This window comes from Streptomyces sp. NPDC006997, from assembly GCF_040635175.1.
GTDB lineage: Bacteria > Actinomycetota > Actinomycetes > Streptomycetales > Streptomycetaceae > Streptomyces.
Map to the genome: position 1 here is coordinate 64,427 of NZ_JBEYHH010000013.1, position 17,156 is coordinate 81,582.

Below are 17,156 nucleotides of genomic sequence, written 5' to 3' on the forward strand. Positions count from 1 at the left end.
ACGGCGGTCAGCGGCTCACGGGGCCGGGCAGAGCACCGGTACCCGCTGGACGAGGTTGTTGGCGAACCCGCCGCGGTTCCAGGGCTGCTCCAGCGGCTGCTCGTTCCCGGCCTCGTCGCGGGCCCGCGCGCTCAGCACGTGCTCGCCGGGGACGGCGGTCCAGGCGTACGTCCAGCGCCGCCAGGCCCACCGGTGGCCGTGGTCGGGTTCGAGCTCCGCCGGGTGCCAGGTCGTGCCGCCGTCGGTGCTGACCTCCACCGCCGCCAGGGGCGCCCGGCCGGACCAGGCCCGCCCCTCCAGCGGCACGGGTCCGGGGGCGACCACCCGGGTCCGGGACATGAAGTCGGGGAAGCCGGGCGGCACGACCAGCGCCCGGGGAGCGATCCGCGTGACCGGCTCGCCCGGGTCCCGCGGCGTCTGCCGCAGCCGGTAGGCGACGGACTGCTGGAACCCGGTGAACGGCTCGTCCACGACGGTGATCGCGCGCAGCCACTTCACGTGCGCCATCCCGTACCAGCCCGGCGTCACCAGCCGCAGCGGACGGCCGTGCTGGGGCGGCAGGGGCGCGCCGTTCATGGCGTAGGCGACCAGCACCTCCGGGTCGTCCCCGGTGGCGGCGTCCAGCGGCAGGGCGCGCTGGTAGTCCTGCTCGACCCCGCGCTCCACGCCGTGGTCCGCGCCGGTGAACACGACGTCGACGGCGTCGGGGGCGACCCCGGCCTCTTCCAGGAGCAGCCGCAGCGGCACCCCCGTCCACTCCGCCGTGCCGACCGCCTCGACCAGCCAGGGCTGGCTGACCGGGCGCGGGGTGAGCAGGGCCCTGCCGTTGCCCGCGCACTCCATCGTCACGCGCGTGGTGACGGCGGGGAAGGCGCGCAGCCGCTCGGGGGAGAGGCTGAGGGCACGCCGTACCCGGCCGTCCACCGTCAGGTGCCAGTCGTCGGCGTCGGCGTCCCGCACGTGCGGGATGTCGTAGTGCGTGAGGACGTAGTGCAGGCCGGGCGGGGTGACGTCGTAGCGCAGCGCCTCCAGGGGCAGGCCGTGGTTGCGCGCGGCGAGCGCCAGTTCGTCCTGCCCCAGGCCCTCGCCGTCGTGGGCCAGCCGGGCGGGGGCACTGATGTCGGTGAGTCGGCGCGTCATGCGTCCATTATTCTCCGCACGCCCCGCCGTGCCCCATGCGCAGGTGAGGTCGAAGACGTCCCCGACGATCGTGCGGTCGGCCTGGGGATGCCTCCCCGGTGCGCGGGGCGCCGTCACACGGGCGCGATCCGGGCGTGCAGGAGGCAGAACTCGTTGCCCTCGGGGTCGGTGAGCACATGCCAGTTCTCGGTGCCGTCCTGGCCGACGTCGGCGGGCCGGGCGCCGAGGGCGAGCAGCCGCTCCAACTCGGCGTCCTGGTCGCGGTCGGTGGGGTTGACGTCGATGTGCAGCCGGAGCTTGGCGGGCCGCGGGTCGGTGCTGGGGCTGAGGATGAGCGTGGGCTGAGGGCCCCCGAAACCGACGCCGGGCGGCCCGATCTCGATGCTCCCGTCGTCCTCACGGCCCACTTCGACGTAGCCGAGGACCTCACTCCAGAAGAGGGCGAGCCGCTCGGGATCGGCGGCGTCGATGACGAGTTCACTGATGCGACATGCCATGCCCGCCAGTGTAGGGAGACGCCCACCGAAACGATCACCCGCGCCGCACCCGCTGACGGCGTCCCTTCCGCGCGGCCACCATGGGCCGATGGCACACCTCCACGACATCGTCTTCGACTGCGCCCACCCCGCGTCCCTGGCCCGCTTCTGGGCCGCCGCCCTGGACGGCTACGGCGTCGCCCCCTACGACGACGCGGAGCTGGCCCGGCTGCGCTCCCTCGGGATCACCCGTACGGAAGACGACCCCACGGTGCTCGTCGAGTGCGCGGACGGCGGACCCCGGCTGTGGTTCCAGCGCGTGCCGGAGGCCAGGGCCGCGAAGAACCGCGTGCACCTGGACCTGCGCGCGGCGGACCCGGAGGCGGAGATCCGCCGTCTGACCGCTCTCGGCGCGGCCGTTCAGGCCCGGCACGCCGACCACGTCGTCCTCGCCGATCCCGAGGGCAACGAGTTCTGCCTCGTCGTGCCCCGGACCCGGGAGCCGACGTGACGGCTCAGCTGCGCCGGACGCGCAGCACTCCGGTCAGCATCGGGAGCGTGAACTCGCCGTGCGCCGTCTCCGGTCTGCTGGCGAGGAACGCGCGGATCCGGTCCAGCAGGGCCTGACGGTCCCGCTCCGGCATGACCAGCACGCCCGCGCGGGTCGCGAGGGTCGCCACGAGGGAGTCGGCGGTACGGCGCTGGACGTGCGGGAACTCGGCCTGCTCCGGCGCCTCGAACCAGGCGGTCCCGCCGGTCCCGGGCAGATGCGCACCGGCCGTCTCCGCACGCCAGCTCGCCGGGGTGTCCCGGGGGCCGACGGCCGCCCCGGTGGCGACCCGGGCGAGCTCGGCGACCCACTCCGTCCCGTCGTCCAGGAGGTTCCACAGCCCGGCCAGGACGCCGCCCGGCGCGAGGACGCGGGCGATCTCCGGTCCCGCGGCGGCCATGTCGAACCAGTGCAGGGCGTTGCCCGCGAGCACGGCGTCGACGCTGGCGTCCGGCAGCGGGATCGCCTCCGCGCCGCCCGCCAGGGCGGGGACGTCCGGCAGGGCGCGGCGCAGTTCGGCCCGCATCGCCGGGTCGGGCTCGACCGCGGTGACGTCGGCGCCGAGGGCGAGCAGCGTGCCGGTCAGCTTGCCGGTGCCCGCGCCGAGGTCGAGCACCCGGGGTCCGGGCGCGGACTCCAGCGCCCAGCGCACCGCGGCGCGCGCGTAGTCCGGGCGGTGCTCGGCGTAGGCGACCGCGGCGGCGCCGAACGAGGAGGCGTGGGCGGGCTGTCGGCTCTGGTCCATCCCGTCACGCTAGCCGGGCGGCGGGCGGTCGACTAGCGGCCCTCCGTGACTCGGGTGACGCTGGAAACGCACTGGTGCCCAGGACACGGAGAGGTCCCCCTGAACGTGGTGCACCCGGCCCTGGCCGCGGCGCTGACCGTGCTGGCGCTGTCCGCCGGTCCCGCCCGGGCCGCCGCCGTCTCCGCGAACGACTGCGTCCAGGGCGGCGGCGTGATCATCGTCTCGGCGGTCGAGGGCGGCACCGACTCGTTCACCCAGCGCTGCGTGGGCGGACTCCACGACGGCGAGACGATCACCTGAGACACGGGGCGGGGCCGGTCACCGGACGCGGACCACGGCCAGGACCGCCGGTCCGGAGCGGGCCGCGCGCAGGGTGATGTCGAACAGGTACTCCGCCCGGCCGGGGCGGAGGACGACCGTGTCGCCGGAGCGGACGAGGTGGTCCGCGCCCTGCTCGCGGACGCCCTGCCGGGGGCCGCTGACCACGCTCACGTACACGGCGGACGTGCCGTCGTTGCGTACCGTGACCGCCGTGGTGCGGGTGCACGCACCGCCCCCGGAGCACACCCGGCGCAGGTCGCCGAACCCGTCGGCGCCGCAGGACAGTTCCAGTCCGGGCGGCAGCGCCGACCGGCAGACCCGCCCGGCAGCGACGCGGTAGGCGCCGTCCGCCGACCACCCGACGGAACCCGCCGCGACCGCCGCGGCGGCGACGGCGAGCAGCCCGTACCAGGACAGACGGCCCGCCCAGCCCTCGACGGCGCGTCCGGTCTTCAAGTGCACCCTGTCCTCCTCACGTACCGGCCCCCCGGGTGCCCACCGCACTACGGGGGCCACACGGCATCCGGTTCACCGGGGTGCGCGGGACACCTGCCCTCCCCTCCCCACGCGGCTTTACCTTCTCTTTGCAACGCGTTCCCCCGGTGCCTCGTCTCTCCGCACGATCCGTCACTTCGACCGCCGCGCCCACCGGGCCGCCGGTCCGACGAAAGAGAGCGAACCGATGCGCCGAACCGCCTTCACCGCCCTGGCCGTTGGCTGTACCGCCGTCCTCGGGGCCGCGCTGCCCGCCCACGCCGACGGCGGCAGCCCCACCGCGGCCACGAGCCCCACCGTGGCCCCCGACCGCGACGCCACCCCGAAGCCCGCCCCGACCGACGCCCCGGCCACCGACGACACCGCGGCCAGCCCGGTGCCCTCCGCCGAGCCGACCCGCCCGCAGGTGTCCGTCCGGCCCAGCGGGGCGCCGGACACCGGCGTGGCGCCCACGGCGTCGGAGCCGGGCGGCGACGGCGCGCTGATCGGCGGGGGCGCCGCCGCGGCGGTCGCCCTGGCCGGCGGCGCCGTCGTCCTCGTACGCCGTCGGCGGACGACCGGCGCATGACCCCGCTCTCCAGACGGGCCTTCGCCCTCGCGGCCCTGACCACGCCGCTCGCAGGCTGCGGTGGCCCTCCGGCCGGGCGGGGGGCGCGCACCCCGCCCGGCACCCGGACCCCGGCCGAGTCGGCGCCCCCGCCGCGGCGTTCGGCACCGCTCCGGCTGTCCATCCCCGCCATCGGCGTCGACACCCCCGTCATCCGGCTGGGGCTCGCCCCGGACGGCACCGTGGAGGTGCCGCCCGTGACCGCGCACGACCGGGCGGGCTGGTACGAGCACTCCCCGGCGCCCGGGCAGACGGGACCGTCGGTGATCCTCGGCCACGTCACCGTCGGCCGCTTCGGGGACGGGGTCTTCCGGCACCTGTCCGCGCTGCGCCGGGGCGCGGGCGTCGTGGCCCGTCTGGGGAACGGCACGCGGGCGGCGTTCACCGTCACCTCCGTGCGTACCGTCGCGAAGGCGAGGTTCCCGTCCGACGACGTGTACGGAGACGTCGGCGCACCGGAGTTGCGGCTCATCACCTGCGGCGGCCGGCGCACCGCCGACGGCTACCCGGACAACGTCATCGTCTTCGCGGCGCTGGACGCCACCGGTCCGAGCAGCTGAGCCGCGCCCCCGCCACGCCCACGGAGAACGTTGGAGAACGTTGAAACGCTCGCGCGAAACGGCAGCGTCCGAGCTGTTCGTCGCCCTCTACCCGCGGCTCGCCGGGTGGTGCCGCCGACTGGTCGACGACGACGAGACGGCCCACGAGATCGCCTCCGAGGCGTTCACCCGGCTGTGGGCCCGCTGGACCACCGTGTCCGAACCACGGGGCTTCCTCTACGTCACCGCGGCCAACCTCGTCCGCGACCACTGGCGCAGACTGGAGCGCGAACGCCGGGCCGTGCGCCGGGCCGGCACCGAGGCCGCCCTGACCCCGCAGCCCGAACAGGCCGATCCGTCGGTACGGTTGCTCGTCCAGGCGCTGCCGGAGCGACTGCGCGTGCCGATCCTGCTGCACTACTACGCCGACATGCCGATCCGGGAGGTCTCCGCCCTGACCGGGCGCAAGGAGGGAACCATCAAGGCCGACCTGCACACGGCCCGCGAACTGCTCCGCGCTCACCTGAGGAGAAGTCTTGATCACTCACTCTGACGAGGACCCGGACTTCGCCCCCGACGATCCGCTCGCGGTCATCCTGCGGCCCCCGTCCGAGTTCCTGGGCCCGCCGCCGGGCCGCTTCACGGCGGTCCGCCGCCGCGCGGCCCGCCGCAAGGCGCTGCGCGCCGCCCTCGGCACCGCCGTGGCCTGCGGCGTCGCCGCCCTCGTCGTGCTGCCGCTGCGCCAGCCCGGCGCCGAGGGACCCGCCCGGCCGACGACACCCCTCGCCCCCCCGCTCACCAGCGTCCAGCCCACGCCGCCCCCGCCCGCCCCGGGCACCCCGGCCCCGACGGCCAGCCCCGTGCCCGACGAGCCGAGCGCGCGCCCCACCACCGCACGGGCCGGGGTCAGGCCCTCGACGACCCCCGAGGACCCACCGGCCACCGACCCGTCACCGCCGCGCGCCCGGGACACGACGGCGACCCGGTAGCGAGCCCCTCAGCCGGCCCGCCAGCCACGGAGCTTCTCCGGGTTGCGCACCGCCCAGACGTTCCTGATCCGGTCGCCCGCGACCTCGAACGCGAACACGGTCGCGAGCACGCCGTCCTGCCAGGCGACCAGCCCGGGCGCGCCGTTGACCACACGCTCCGCGAACGTCGTCCGGCCGCCCGACACCCGGGCGATCTCGACGTAGGCGCGCGCGATCCGCGCACCGCCCACGATCGGGCGCGGATGGGTGACGGCCAGCCCGCCGCCGTCGGCGGTCGCGGTGGCGTCCGGGTCGAGCAGGCCGACCAGGGCGTCGATGTCCTTCGCCTCCCACGCCGTACGGAACCGCCGGACGACACCGGCCTGCCCGGCACCCGGCCCCGCGGACGGCCGTGCGGTGCGGACCCGTCGGCGGGCTGACGAGGCCAGCTGGCGGCAGGCCGCCGGGGTGCGGCCGACGATCTCGGCGACCTCGCCGAACGGGTAGCGGAACACGTCGTGCAGCACGAACGCGACCCGCTCGGCCGGGGTCATCGCGTCCAGGACGACCAGGAAGGCCATCGTCACCGACTCGTCGAGGGTGATCCGGTCGGCCGGGTCGTCGGCGCCGGAGCGCCCGCAGAGGTCCCGCGCGGGCGCGGGCAGCGGTTCCGGGATCCAGTCGCCCACGTACGTCTCCCGCCTGACCCGCGCCGAGCCGAGCAGGTTCAGGCAGAGACGGCCGGCGACCGTCGTCAGCCAGGCGCCGGGCGACTCGACGGCCCGTCGCCGCTCGACGGGCAGGGCGTACCAGCGGGCGTAGGTCTCCTGCACGACGTCCTCGGCGTCGGCGAGGGAGCCGAGGAGCCGGTAGCCGAGGTTCAGCAGTCGGCGCCGCTCGCCCATGAGCACGCCGAGGTCCGGACCGCTCCGCTCGACGCCGGTGGTGGCCGCACTGGTCATGGTCCGCTGTCTCCCTCGCTCGCTGCCGTGGTCTTTCCACTACGACCCCACGGGGCGCGGGAATGTGACAGCGCGCCACCTCACGTTCCCGCGGGCTGTCCGGTCGTACCGGTGAGGACGTCACCCCCACCGAGAGGAACCCGATGAACGACTTCCGGGCCATCGCCGACCGCGTCGAGATCGAGGCGCTGCGGGCCGAGTTCACCGACGCGTTGATGATGCGCGACCGGCCCCGCCTGGCGGCCCTGTTCACCCCGGACGGCGTCCTGCGGATGCCCAACATCCCCGTGGAGCAGGTCGGCCGGGAGGAGATCCTCGCCGGGGGCGAGCGGCTGCAGAGCCAGTGGGACTTCTTCGTGCAGAACACCCACCCCGGCACCATCGTGCTCGACGGGGACACCGCGACCGGCCGCGCCCACATCCAGGAACTCGCGCGCTCCCTGGACGGCCGCGAGGGCATGAACTTCGCCGTCTACCACGACCGTTACCAGCGCACCGCGGAGGGCTGGAAGTTCGCCGAGCGGGAGTACGAGGTCAGGTACCTCGACACCTCCCCGCTGACCGGCGGCGCGCCCCGGGCCCACGAGGCCGCACCGGGTTTCGACGCCCCGGCACCGGACGAACGGCTGCGGCGGGCGGCCGACGCGCTGCGCGCGGGCGGGTTCGCCGTCGAGATCCTCGACGACGCCGCCGCCGCCCGCGCCCGCGTCCGGGAGCTGCTGCCCGAGGGCGCCAGCGTCTTCACCGGGGCCAGCGAGACCCTGCGGCTGTCCGGCATCGAGGAGGACATCAGCCGGAGCGGCCGGTACGACGCCGTCCGGCCCCGGGTCCTGGCCATGGACCGCGCCACCCAGGCCGACGAGATACGGCGGCTGACCGCCAGCCCCGACGCCGTCGTCAACAGCGTCGCCGCGGTCACCGAGACCGGTTCGCTCGTGCTGGCCTCGGCCAGCGGCGGCCAGCTCCCCGCCAACGCGGGCGGCGCCGCCCGGGCCGTCTGGGTCGTCGGCGCGCAGAAGGTGGTGCCCGACCTCGCCTCGGCGCTGCGCAGGCTGGAGGAGTACGTCCTGCCCCTGGAGGACGCCCGCGCCCAGGCGGTGTACGGGAAGCCCAGCGCCGTCAACCGGCTGCTCGTCCTGAACGCGGAACCGGTGCCGGGCCGGGGCACGGTCCTGCTGCTCCGCGAGGCCGTCGGCTACTGACGGCGGCGCCGTCGCCGCCTCACCACTCGGCGAGCAGCGGCTCCGGCGGCGGCCGCCGCCGCCAGGCCGCGGCGAGCCGGGTGAGGCGGTCGGGGGCCGCGATACCGCGCAGCGTCGTGATCCCGTCGTCGGCGAGGTCGAACGCCACGGCGCCGATGACCCGCTCCCCCCGGACGAAGAGGAGCGCCGGGGCGCCGTTGACGAGCGCGTAGTGCACGGTGGACGCGCCCCCGGCCAGCCGCCGTTTCGCCGGGGTGGACCGGAACCCGGCCCGCGCCACGGCGGCGACGCGCCCCGGGGTGTCGTACCGCTGGAGCGTCGCGGTGCGGCCGGCGCCGTCGGAGACCGCGGTCGCGTCGTCGGTGAGCAGGGCCACCAGCCGTTCGGTGCGGCCCGAGGCGGCGGCGGTGAAGAACTCCTCGACGATCCTGCGGGCGGACACCGGGTCGACCTCGCCGCCGTCCCGCCCGCGCTCGGCGGCGAGCCGGCGCCGGGCGCGGTGCAGGTGCTGCTGGCTCGCGGACTGGGTGATGTCGAGGACCTCGGCGATCTCGGCGTGGCTGTGGGAGAACGCCTCACGCAGCACGTAGACGGCACGTTCCAGGGGCGACAGGTGCTCCATGAGGGTGAGCACGGCCAGCGAGACCGACTCGCGCTGCTCGAAGGTGTCGGCCGGGCCGAGCATCGGGTCGCCGTCGAGGAGCGGTTCGGGCAGCCAGGCGCCGACGGTGCGCTCCCGGCGGACCCGCGCCGAGCGGAGCCGGTCCAGGCACAGGTTGGTGACGACCTTGGTCAGCCACGCCTCGGGCACCCTGATCCGCTCCCGGTCGGCGCCCTGCCAGTGCAGGAAGGCGTCCTGTACGGCGTCCTCGGCGTCGGCGGCGGAGCCCAGCAGCCGGTAAGCCAGCGAGGCCAGCCGGTTGCGGCTGGCCTCGAAGCGACCGGTGTCGAAGCGATCGGTGGTGGTGCTGTTCACACGGACCACCCTAGGTGGCTACACGGCGGCTTTCTCGGCGGGCGCGTGCGCCGCGGCGGCCAGGCGTCGCCTGCGCTGGGGGAGGCCGAAGGAGGGGTGCGAGACCGTCCACAGCGACATGTCGAGGATTCCCGCCTTGATCCGCGCGGCCTTCCGGCCGCCCACGCACCGCGTGCGGGGCCGCGCCTCGCCGTCCACCAGCTGGAGGATGCCGTCCCGCCGTCCGAGGCTGATGTGGTTGCCCAGATAGACCAGCGGGGTGTGCGGGGTCTCGCGGCCGGTCAGGGTGGCGACGATCGACGCCACCGCCTGCCGTCCGGTGTAGCCGGCCGAGCCGCAGGACATCGGCAGCGGTCGGCCGTTGTCACCGATGGCGTGCGCGCTGTCACCCGCGGCGTAGACGTTCGGGTGCGAGACCGACCGCATGGCGCGGTCGACGACGATCAGACCGTTCGCGGTGACCGTGAGCCCACTGGCGGCGGCCAGCGGGGCCACCGTGAACCCGCCCGTCCACACCGTGGCGTCGGACGGCAGCACGGTGCCGTCGGCGCACCGCACCCGGGCCGCCTCGACCGCCTCGACGGTGGTGTGCTCCAGGACGGCGACGCCCAGCCGGTCGCAGGCCCGGCGCAGCTGGCGGCGGGACCCGGGGCCGAGCGCGGCGCCCAGCTCGCCGCGGGCGATCAGGGTGACCGCCAGACCGGGCCGGGCCTCGGCGATCTCGGTGGCGGTCTCGATGCCGGTGAGGCCGTCACCGACGACCACCACCCTCCTGCCGCCGTCCGGTCCCGACCGGGCGTCCAGCTCGTCCAGGCGCGCGCCCAGCCGCCGCGCCGCGGGCCGACTGGTGACGTCGAAGGCGTGCTCGGCCACGCCGGGGACGCCGTGGTCGGCGACATGGCTGCCGAGCGTGTAGCACAGGGTGTCGTAGGCCAGTTCGGTCTCAGCCCTGTCGGTGCCGTCGGTGTCCGTGACGGTGACGACCTGGCGGTCCGGGTCGACGGCGGTGACCCGGGCCACGCGCAGCCGGATGCCGGTGCCCGCGAAGACGTCGGACAGCTTCGGGGCCGCCACCTCCCGGCCGACCGCCAGCTGGTGCAGCCGCAGCCGCTGGACGAAGTCCGGCTCGGCGTTGACGACGGTGATCTCGGTGTCCCGCGGAGAGAGCTGACGGGCCAGTTTCCCGGCCGCGTAGGCCCCGGCGTAACCGGCGCCCAGGACGACGATGCGGTGCTTCATGTGGTGCTCCGTGCTCGTGTGGTTCGGTTGCTCCCCGGGTGTTGAGCGGGACGGCGCCGCGATTCCTGACAGAGATGTGGGCTTTGGTGCCCGAAAGAGTGAAATCGCCCCTTCCGTAGGTATTCGAGTACGTGTTCGGCGACAGGCAACCGATCAGGTGAGAATCGTGGTCTGATCACGGTGGGGCCCTCGGGTCTCCGGGCCATGCAATCGACAGAGGGGGCGCGGGTGAGCGGATCGGGGAAACGGCGGCGCACGCCGGGTGGCGCGGGGAAGCCCCGGCTGACCCGGCGGGGGCGGATCCTGGCGTGGGGCGCCGGGGTGACCACGGTCGTCGTCCTCGGGATCGCCGGGGTGGGAGCGTGGGTCTACCACGACCTCAACGACAACATCACGTCCGCCGACGTGGACGACAAGATCGGCGGTGACCGTCCCGAGAAGCTCAGCCCGGGCTCGAAGAACATCCTCGTGGTCGGCTCCGACAGCCGCGACGGCGCCAACGCCAAGTACGGCAAGGACCTGACCACCATGCAGTCGGACACGCTGATGGTGCTGCACATCCCCGCGAACCGGGAGTGGGCCACGGTCCTCTCGTTCCCGCGCGACTCCTGGGTGGAGATCGCCGCGTGCGACAAGGGCGACGGCAGCACCTCCGCCGTCCACCACTTCAAGATCAACGAGGCGTTCGCGCTCGGCGGCACCAGCGGTGACGTCGCCGGGGCCGCCGCCTGCACCATCAAAACCGTCGAGGCGAACACGGGGCTGCGCATCGACCACTTCATGTCCATCGACTTCCAGGGCTTCAAGGGCATGGTCGACGCCCTCGACGGCATCGAGGTCTGCCCCGAGGAGGCCATCCACTCCGACAAGGCGAAGCTGGACATCGAGCCCGGCTGCCAGACGGTCAGGGGCGAGCAGGCCCTCGGCTACGTCCGGGTCCGCTACGGCGTCGGCGACGGCTCCGACATCGGGCGCATCGGCCGCCAGCAGGAGTTCATGAACGCGCTCGCCGAGAAGGCGCAGTCCAAGCTGACCAGCCCGAACGCCCTCTACGGCTTCCTGAAGTCCGCCACCGGCTCGCTCACCACGGACCCCGACCTGGCCGGGATCAAGCCCCTGTACGGGCTCGGCACGGAACTCAGGGGCATCCCCAGCGACCGGCTGACCTTCCTCACCGTGCCCAACTACCCGCGTGAGGCCGACGTGCCCTCCGACACGGCCAACGTCGTCTGGCAGTACCCGCAGGCCACCGAGGTGTTCACCGCCCTGGCCAAGGACAAGGAGGTCGACAAGGAGCGGCTGGAGGCCGACACCAGGGACCCCCTGTACGCCTCCGCCGTCTCCGTCCAGGTCCTCAACGGCACCGGCACCCCGGGACTCGCCGCCACCGTGGCCGAGCGGCTGACCGGGGCCGGACTCACGGTCACCGGCACGGGCAACGCCCCGCAGGCCGCCGGCAGCACGACCGTGACCTACCCGGCGGGCCTGGAGCGGCAGGCCGAGGCGCTCGCCGCCCGGCTGCCCGGCGGGATCCGCGCCACCCGGGCGGACGGCGCCACGGCGGGCGTGGTCACCCTGGTCGTCGGGAAGGACCTCGCAGTCGACGAGATCCACTGACCGGCCGTCCTCGTTCACGGGCGCCGGGGGAGCAGCAGCGGGGTCGCCAGGAGCAGGGCGCCTGCAAGGCCGATGGCCGGCCGTGGGCCGAGCAGGGCGCCCAGCACACCCCAGGCGGCCGTCAGGACGGCGGTCGTGGCCTTGCCCGTCACCGCCCACGCGGACAGGGTGCGGGTGACCCGGTCGGCCGGGGTGTGCCGGAGGCGGTGGGTGGCGTAGACGGGGTTGAAGACCGCGCAGCAGAGGATCAGCCCCAGTTCCACGCCGATGACGAGGACGAGCCCACCGGTGCCCGGTCCCGGGAAGGCCAGCCCCACCGGCCAGACCGCGCGCAGCGCCCCGGCCCCGGTCAGGACCCGGTGCCGCCCGTACCGGGTGACCAGCGGCCGGGCCAGCCGGGCGCCGAGCAGCCCGGCGACCGAGGAGGCGGCGAAGGCGAGGCCGTACTGCCACGGCGTGAACCCCAGCCGACCGAGCAGCAGGACCGCCAGCAGCGGCTGCGTGGCCATCACCAGCCCGTTGAACAGGGTGGTGTTGAGGAACAGCGGGCGCAGCGTCCCGTCGGTGAGGATGAACCGCCAGCCGTCGAGCAGGTCCCGGGCCCGTACACGCGCGGCCTCCCGGCGCTCGGGGAGCGGCTCGGGGCCGCCGGAGGCGTGCACGCCGAGGGCGGAGAGCAGGTAGCTGACCGCGTCGGCGGCCACCGTCGCCACCGGGCCGAGGAACCCGATCACGGCCCCGCCCAGCGGCGGCCCGACGATCGTCGTCGTCCAGGCGGTGGCCTCGAACCGGGCGTGGGCGACCAGCAGCTCCTCCGCGGGCAGCAGCGCCTTCAGATACGCGCCGGACGCCGCCCGGAAGGTGATGTCGGCCGCCGCGACGACGGCCGAGACCAGCAGGAGCTGGAGGAACGTGAGCACGCCGCACGCGAACGCGGCCGGGATCGTCAGCAGCGCCACGCACCGGACCAGGTCCGTCGCGACCAGGACGGACCGCTTGCGCCGGAACTCCACCCACGGCCCGAGCGGCACCGCCACGGCCGCGCCCACCGCCGCCCCCACGGAGGCGAGCGCGGCGACCCCGGCCGGTCCGGCGCCCAGCACCCGGATGGCGATCAGCGGCAGCGCGCCGAAGGCGAGCCACGTACCGAGCGCGCTGGTCCCGTACGCCGCCCACAGCCACCCGAACCGCCGCCCGCTCCCCATGCCCCGCGCCCTTCCCCTGTACAACCCGTCCGTGACCGGAGACATCGAAGCGGGCGCGTAGCCCCAGATCAAACAACCGCGGGGCCGCCCGCCCACAACCATCGGTTGTGCTCCTAGGCTGGCGGCATGGATCTCGACACCATCCGGACCTTCGTCGCCGTCGCCGACGCGGGGCGGTTCCAGGAGGCCGCCGCCGGGCTCGCGGTCACCCAGCAGGCCGTCTCCAAACGCGTCGCCGCGCTCGAGCGCGACCTCGGGGTGCGGCTGTTCACCCGCACCCCGCGCGGCGCCGAGCTGACCATCGACGGGCAGGCGTTCCTGCCCCACGCCCGCGACCTGCTGCGCGTCGAGGAGCGCGCGGTCGCCTCCGTGCGCCCCGGCCGCCGTCCGCTGCGCGTCGACGTGATCGCCTCACGCGGCGCCGCGTCGGGCCTGATGCGCGCCTTCCACCGCGCGCACCCCGCCGTCGACCTCGACGTGGTGTGGCTGTTCGACATCGGTACGGCCGTCGCCGCCCTGCGCTCGGGCGAGATCGACGCGTCCTTCCGCGCCGTCGCCGCGCCCGGCCGCCCGCTGCCCGAGGACATCGACGCCGTCCGGGTGCTCGACGAGCCGCTCCAGCTCCTCACCGGCCCCGGCCACGCGCTGGCGGGCGCCCGCTCGGTGACCGTCGCCCAGCTCGCCGGGCACCGGATCTGGATGCCGGGCATCGTGCCCGGCACCGAGTGGGCCGCCTACTACGACGACCTGGTGGCCGAGTTCGGCCTGACCATCGAGGCGACCGGGCCCAACTTCGGCTCCGACGCACTCCTCGACACCGTCGCCGACACCCCGGCGCTGGCGACCTTCATGGGGGAGCTGACCCGGCTGGTCTGGCCCGCCGAGCACGGGCTGCGCCGCATCCCGGTGACCGCTCCGACGCCCGTCTACCCGCACTCGCTGCTCTGGCACCGCGACAACCCGCACCCGGCGCTGGCCACCCTCCGCGCCTACCTCGCCGCCACGGCGCCCGGCCGTGACGCGCCCGGGACCTGGGTGCCGGGCTGGGTGCGGGCGGACTGACCGCCGCCGCGTCCGCGCCGTCAGGCGGGCCTGTGGATCACCCGGTCCAGGGCCTCGGTGCTCAGCGGCGGGCGGGTGAAGGTGAGCGCCGGGTTCTTCAGCCCGGCCACGGCGATGTCGAGGAGCCGCTCCCAGGCGCCCGGGGCGACGGTGTCGGTGGTGGCGACGACACCCCGCAGGCCCCAGATGACGGTGGCGATGTCGGAGAGGGCGACGTCGGGGGAGATCACCCCGGCCCGCCTGCCCTGGTCCAGGAGCCGGGTGGTCGCCTCGTAGACGCGTTCGCGCTGGTCGGGGCTTGCCATGAGGCCGAACGGGTGCGGCAGGACGCCGTGGCTCAGCGCGAGGTGCAGTCCGACCGTGTGCAGGAAGTGGTCCAGCTGCCGCTCCACCGGCAGGCTGAACGTCTGCTGGAGATGGGCGAGGAGCCGGTCGTAGAACGCCTCCGCCAGCCGGTCGTGCAGCAGGTCGGGCGTGGGGAAGCGGCGGAAGAGGGCGGCCGGGGTCAGGCCCGCCTCGCGGGCGATCTGCGCCATGCTCGCGTGGGGGCTCAGCCTGCGCATCGCCGCCGCCACGGTCCACAGCAGCGACTCCTCGTCCGGCCCGGTCCCGCCGTCCTGTGCTCGCTCCACCAAGCCGTCTCCGCTCTGTAGGGGTGCGGTCCCATGATTCCACCGCAGAGCGGGGTGAGTGCGGGCAATTCATCTCTTGTCCGGCGTATCACCTTCATGGCTGGTGGGTCGTCACTCGGATGTGCCAACATGCTGAATTGCCAACTTTCGCAATTGCTTAGATCCGTATGTACGTAGAGAAGGCGAGGACCCGTGACCCCTCCGCTGTCGCGGATACGCCGGGCGACGGCCCGTGTCACCGCGCTGCTGCCCGCCCGGGCCGACCTGGCGGACGTGCGGCGCGCCCCCGGGCGGGACCTGCTCGCCGGGCTGACCGTGGCGATCGTGGCCCTGCCGCTCGCGCTCGGCTTCGGGGTCTCCTCCGGGCTGGGCGCCGAGGCGGGTCTGGCCACCGCCGTGGTCGCCGGGCTGCTCGCCGCGGTGTTCGGGGGCTCCAACCTCCAGGTGTCCGGGCCCACCGGGGCCATGACCGTCGTCCTGGTGCCGATCGTCGCCGAGCACGGCCCGGCCGGGGTGCTGACCGTGGGACTGATGGCGGGCGTCATGCTCGTGGCGCTGGCCGCGCTGCGCGCCGGGAAGTACATGCGGTACGTGCCCGCGCCGGTGGTGGAGGGCTTCACCCTCGGCATCGCCTGCGTGATCGGACTCCAGCAGGTCCCGAACGCGCTGGGCGTGCCCAGGCCGGACGGCGACCACGTGCTCGCGGTGACCTGGCGGGCCGTGCGGGAGTTCGCGGACCACCCGGACTGGACGGCGGTCGGCCTCGCGGTGGCGGTCGCGGCGGTGATGCTGGCCGGGGCCCGCTGGCGGCCGGGCGTCCCGTTCTCCATCGTCGCCGTTGTCGCGGCCACGGTCGTCGCCCAGACCGCCGACCTGCGCGCCGCCCGGCCCATCGGCGACCTGCCCGCCGGGCTGCCCGCGCCCTCGCTCGGCTTCCTGGACGTCGGCGCGCTCGGCACGCTGCTCGCCCCGGCCGTCGCGGTGGCGGCGCTCGCGGCGCTGGAGTCCCTGCTCTCCGCGTCGGTGGCGGACGGCATGACCGTGGGCCAGCAGCACGACCCGGACCGCGAGCTGTTCGGCCAGGGCCTCGCCAACATCGCGGCGCCGCTGTTCGGCGGGGTGCCCGCGACCGGCGCGATCGCCCGGACCGCCGTCAACGTCCGCACCGGCGCCAGCTCCCGGCTGTCCGCCCTCACCCACGCCGTGGTCCTCGCGGTGATCGTCTTCGCGGCGGCCCCGCTGGTCGAGCGGATCCCGCTCGCCGCGCTCGCCGGGGTGCTGCTGGCCACCGCCGTCCGCATGGTCGAGGTCGGCTCGCTCCGGGCGATGGCCAGGGCCACCCGCTCCGACGCGCTGATCCTCGTCCTCACCGCCGTCGCGACCCTCGTACTCGACCTCGTGTACGCGGTGATCACCGGCCTGGTCGTGGCGACCGTGCTCGCCCTGCGCGCCGTCGCCCAGCAGGTCCGCATCGACCAGGTGCCGCTGGACCGGGGCGACCACAGCGCCGAGGAGCACGCCCTGCTCGCCGAGCACATCGTCGCCTACCGCATCGACGGACCGCTGTTCTTCGCCGCCGCGCACCGCTTCCTCCTCGAACTGGCCGAGGTGGCCGACGTACGGGTGGTCATCCTGCGGATGTCGCGGGTGTCGACGATGGACGCCACCGGCGCCCTCGTCCTCAAGGACGCCGTGGAGAAGCTGGCGCGGCGCGGCATCCTCGTGCTGGCGTCCGGCATCCGCCCCGGCCAGCGGCAGGTCCTGGACTCCGTGGGCGCCCTGGACCCGCTGCGGCACGACGGCCGGGAGTTCGCCACCACGCCGGAGGCGATCCGCCGGGCCCGCGCCCACCTGGAGCTGACGGACGTCTTGCCCCCGGCCGGGAGCCCTGCGGAGGCCGCGCGATGAGCCCGGTACCGGTGCCGGACCGCCGTACGCGGTGGCCGGGTTCGGCGAGGTGGGCGGCGGGGGCGAGGATGTACCACATGGACGTGACGAGCGGATGGACGCGGCGCGCCCGGCTCCGGCCGGAGGACACGCGCCGGGGCGGCGGGGAGGCGACGGCGCGATGAGTACGCCGCTGTACCAACTGAAGGCCGAGTTCTTCAAGACGCTGGGGCACCCGGCCCGCATCCGGGTCCTGGAGCTGCTGAGCGAGCGGGAGCACGCGGTGGCGGAGATGCTGCCCGAGGTGGGCATCGAGCCCGCGCACCTGTCCCAGCAGCTGGCCGTGTTGCGGCGGGCGAACCTGGTCAGGACCCGCAAGGAGGGCTCCACCGTGTACTACTCGCTGACCAGCCCCCAGGTCGCGGAGCTCCTGCGGGTCGCGCGGACCATCCTGTCCGGGGTGCTCGCCGGGCAGGCCGAGCTGCTGGCCGACCTCCGGACCGCGCCGGGCGACGGCGGGGCGCGGTCGTAGC

Annotated in this window: 20 protein-coding genes; 11 read left to right on the forward strand and 9 right to left on the reverse strand. The window is 75.0% G+C overall.

What is annotated here, in order from left to right; genetic code table 11:
* Positions 1-15: 15 nt before the first annotated feature.
* Both ABZ659_RS15225 and ABZ659_RS15230 read right to left on the reverse strand, forming a co-directional pair.
* On the reverse strand, positions 16-1,140 hold the full coding sequence (locus tag ABZ659_RS15225; RefSeq protein WP_360218768.1) for a sulfite oxidase: 1,125 nt from the start codon (positions 1,138-1,140) through the stop codon (positions 16-18).
* Between the two features lie 113 nt (positions 1,141-1,253).
* A complete protein-coding gene (locus tag ABZ659_RS15230; RefSeq protein WP_360218771.1) occupies positions 1,254-1,637 on the reverse strand; it encodes a VOC family protein in 384 nt (127 codons plus the stop codon).
* An 88-nt stretch (positions 1,638-1,725) separates the two neighbouring features.
* On the opposite strand from ABZ659_RS15230, the gene ABZ659_RS15235 reads away from it, so the two are divergent.
* Entirely contained in the window at positions 1,726-2,127 is a 402-nt protein-coding gene (locus tag ABZ659_RS15235; protein ID WP_360218774.1) for a VOC family protein, read from the forward strand.
* A 4-nt stretch (positions 2,128-2,131) separates the two neighbouring features.
* On the opposite strand, the gene ABZ659_RS15240 is transcribed toward ABZ659_RS15235, so the two are convergent.
* A complete protein-coding gene (locus ABZ659_RS15240) occupies positions 2,132-2,911 on the reverse strand; it encodes a class I SAM-dependent methyltransferase (RefSeq protein WP_360218777.1) in 780 nt (259 codons plus the stop codon).
* 105 nt (positions 2,912-3,016) lie between these two features.
* Between ABZ659_RS15240 and ABZ659_RS15245 the strand changes: the two genes are divergently transcribed.
* A complete protein-coding gene (locus ABZ659_RS15245) occupies positions 3,017-3,211 on the forward strand; it encodes a hypothetical protein (protein WP_360218780.1) in 195 nt (64 codons plus the stop codon).
* A gap of 18 nt (positions 3,212-3,229) precedes the next feature.
* Here ABZ659_RS15245 and ABZ659_RS15250 read toward each other — a convergent pair whose 3' ends face one another.
* A complete protein-coding gene (locus ABZ659_RS15250) occupies positions 3,230-3,694 on the reverse strand; it encodes a hypothetical protein (RefSeq protein ID WP_360218783.1) in 465 nt (154 codons plus the stop codon).
* Positions 3,695-3,914: 220 nt separating this feature from the next.
* Between ABZ659_RS15250 and ABZ659_RS15255 the strand changes: the two genes are divergently transcribed.
* The 4 genes from ABZ659_RS15255 to ABZ659_RS15270 are packed head-to-tail and all read left to right on the forward strand — an operon-like array spanning position 3,915 to position 5,862.
* Positions 3,915-4,295, forward strand: a complete 381-nt coding sequence (locus ABZ659_RS15255) for a sortase-dependent protein (RefSeq protein WP_360218786.1) — start codon at positions 3,915-3,917, stop codon at positions 4,293-4,295.
* Entirely contained in the window at positions 4,292-4,894 is a 603-nt protein-coding gene (locus ABZ659_RS15260) for a class F sortase (RefSeq protein ID WP_360218789.1), read from the forward strand. The genes ABZ659_RS15255 and ABZ659_RS15260 overlap by 4 nt, the downstream gene beginning before the upstream one ends.
* A 40-nt stretch (positions 4,895-4,934) precedes the next feature.
* Positions 4,935-5,426, forward strand: a complete 492-nt coding sequence (locus ABZ659_RS15265) for an RNA polymerase sigma factor (protein WP_360218792.1) — start codon at positions 4,935-4,937, stop codon at positions 5,424-5,426.
* Positions 5,410-5,862 carry a hypothetical protein gene (locus ABZ659_RS15270; RefSeq protein WP_360218795.1) on the forward strand — a complete coding sequence of 151 codons (453 nt, stop codon included), beginning with the start codon at positions 5,410-5,412 and terminating at the stop codon, positions 5,860-5,862. The genes ABZ659_RS15265 and ABZ659_RS15270 overlap by 17 nt, the downstream gene beginning before the upstream one ends.
* 8 nt (positions 5,863-5,870) lie before the next feature.
* Here the strand turns inward: ABZ659_RS15270 and sigJ are convergent, their stop codons facing one another.
* On the reverse strand, positions 5,871-6,803 hold the full coding sequence (sigJ, locus tag ABZ659_RS15275) for an RNA polymerase sigma factor SigJ (protein ID WP_360218798.1): 933 nt from the start codon (positions 6,801-6,803) through the stop codon (positions 5,871-5,873).
* Positions 6,804-6,946: 143 nt separating this feature from the next.
* Here sigJ and ABZ659_RS15280 point away from each other — a divergent pair, with 143 nt between their 5' ends.
* On the forward strand, positions 6,947-8,005 hold the full coding sequence (locus ABZ659_RS15280; protein WP_360218801.1) for a nuclear transport factor 2 family protein: 1,059 nt from the start codon (positions 6,947-6,949) through the stop codon (positions 8,003-8,005).
* A 19-nt stretch (positions 8,006-8,024) separates the two neighbouring features.
* Here ABZ659_RS15280 and ABZ659_RS15285 read toward each other — a convergent pair whose 3' ends face one another.
* A complete protein-coding gene (locus tag ABZ659_RS15285; RefSeq protein ID WP_360218804.1) occupies positions 8,025-8,981 on the reverse strand; it encodes a sigma-70 family RNA polymerase sigma factor in 957 nt (318 codons plus the stop codon).
* Positions 8,982-8,999: 18 nt separating this feature from the next.
* Positions 9,000-10,220 carry an FAD-dependent oxidoreductase gene (locus ABZ659_RS15290; RefSeq protein ID WP_360218807.1) on the reverse strand — a complete coding sequence of 407 codons (1,221 nt, stop codon included), beginning with the start codon at positions 10,218-10,220 and terminating at the stop codon, positions 9,000-9,002.
* Positions 10,221-10,448: 228 nt separating this feature from the next.
* On the opposite strand from ABZ659_RS15290, the gene ABZ659_RS15295 reads away from it, so the two are divergent.
* Positions 10,449-11,837 (forward strand): LCP family protein, encoded by a 1,389-nt coding sequence (locus ABZ659_RS15295; protein ID WP_360218810.1) that lies wholly within the window; start codon positions 10,449-10,451, stop codon positions 11,835-11,837.
* 14 nt (positions 11,838-11,851) lie between these two features.
* Here ABZ659_RS15295 and ABZ659_RS15300 read toward each other — a convergent pair whose 3' ends face one another.
* The gene (locus ABZ659_RS15300) at positions 11,852-13,042 is read right to left on the reverse strand and encodes an MFS transporter (protein ID WP_360218813.1); all 1,191 of its coding nucleotides are present in this window, start codon (positions 13,040-13,042) and stop codon (positions 11,852-11,854) included.
* A 126-nt stretch (positions 13,043-13,168) separates the two neighbouring features.
* On the opposite strand from ABZ659_RS15300, the gene ABZ659_RS15305 reads away from it, so the two are divergent.
* Positions 13,169-14,104, forward strand: coding sequence for a LysR family transcriptional regulator (locus ABZ659_RS15305; RefSeq protein WP_360218816.1), 936 nt, complete (start codon positions 13,169-13,171; stop codon positions 14,102-14,104).
* A gap of 20 nt (positions 14,105-14,124) precedes the next feature.
* On the opposite strand, the gene ABZ659_RS15310 is transcribed toward ABZ659_RS15305, so the two are convergent.
* Complete coding sequence (locus ABZ659_RS15310; RefSeq protein ID WP_360218819.1) at positions 14,125-14,736, reverse strand: TetR/AcrR family transcriptional regulator; 612 nt, start codon at positions 14,734-14,736, stop codon at positions 14,125-14,127.
* 192 nt (positions 14,737-14,928) lie between these two features.
* On the opposite strand from ABZ659_RS15310, the gene ABZ659_RS15315 reads away from it, so the two are divergent.
* Entirely contained in the window at positions 14,929-16,644 is a 1,716-nt protein-coding gene (locus ABZ659_RS15315; RefSeq protein WP_360218822.1) for a SulP family inorganic anion transporter, read from the forward strand.
* Between the two features lie 160 nt (positions 16,645-16,804).
* Complete coding sequence (locus tag ABZ659_RS15320) at positions 16,805-17,155, forward strand: metalloregulator ArsR/SmtB family transcription factor (RefSeq protein ID WP_360218825.1); 351 nt, start codon at positions 16,805-16,807, stop codon at positions 17,153-17,155.
* Position 17,156: the final 1 nt, after the last annotated feature.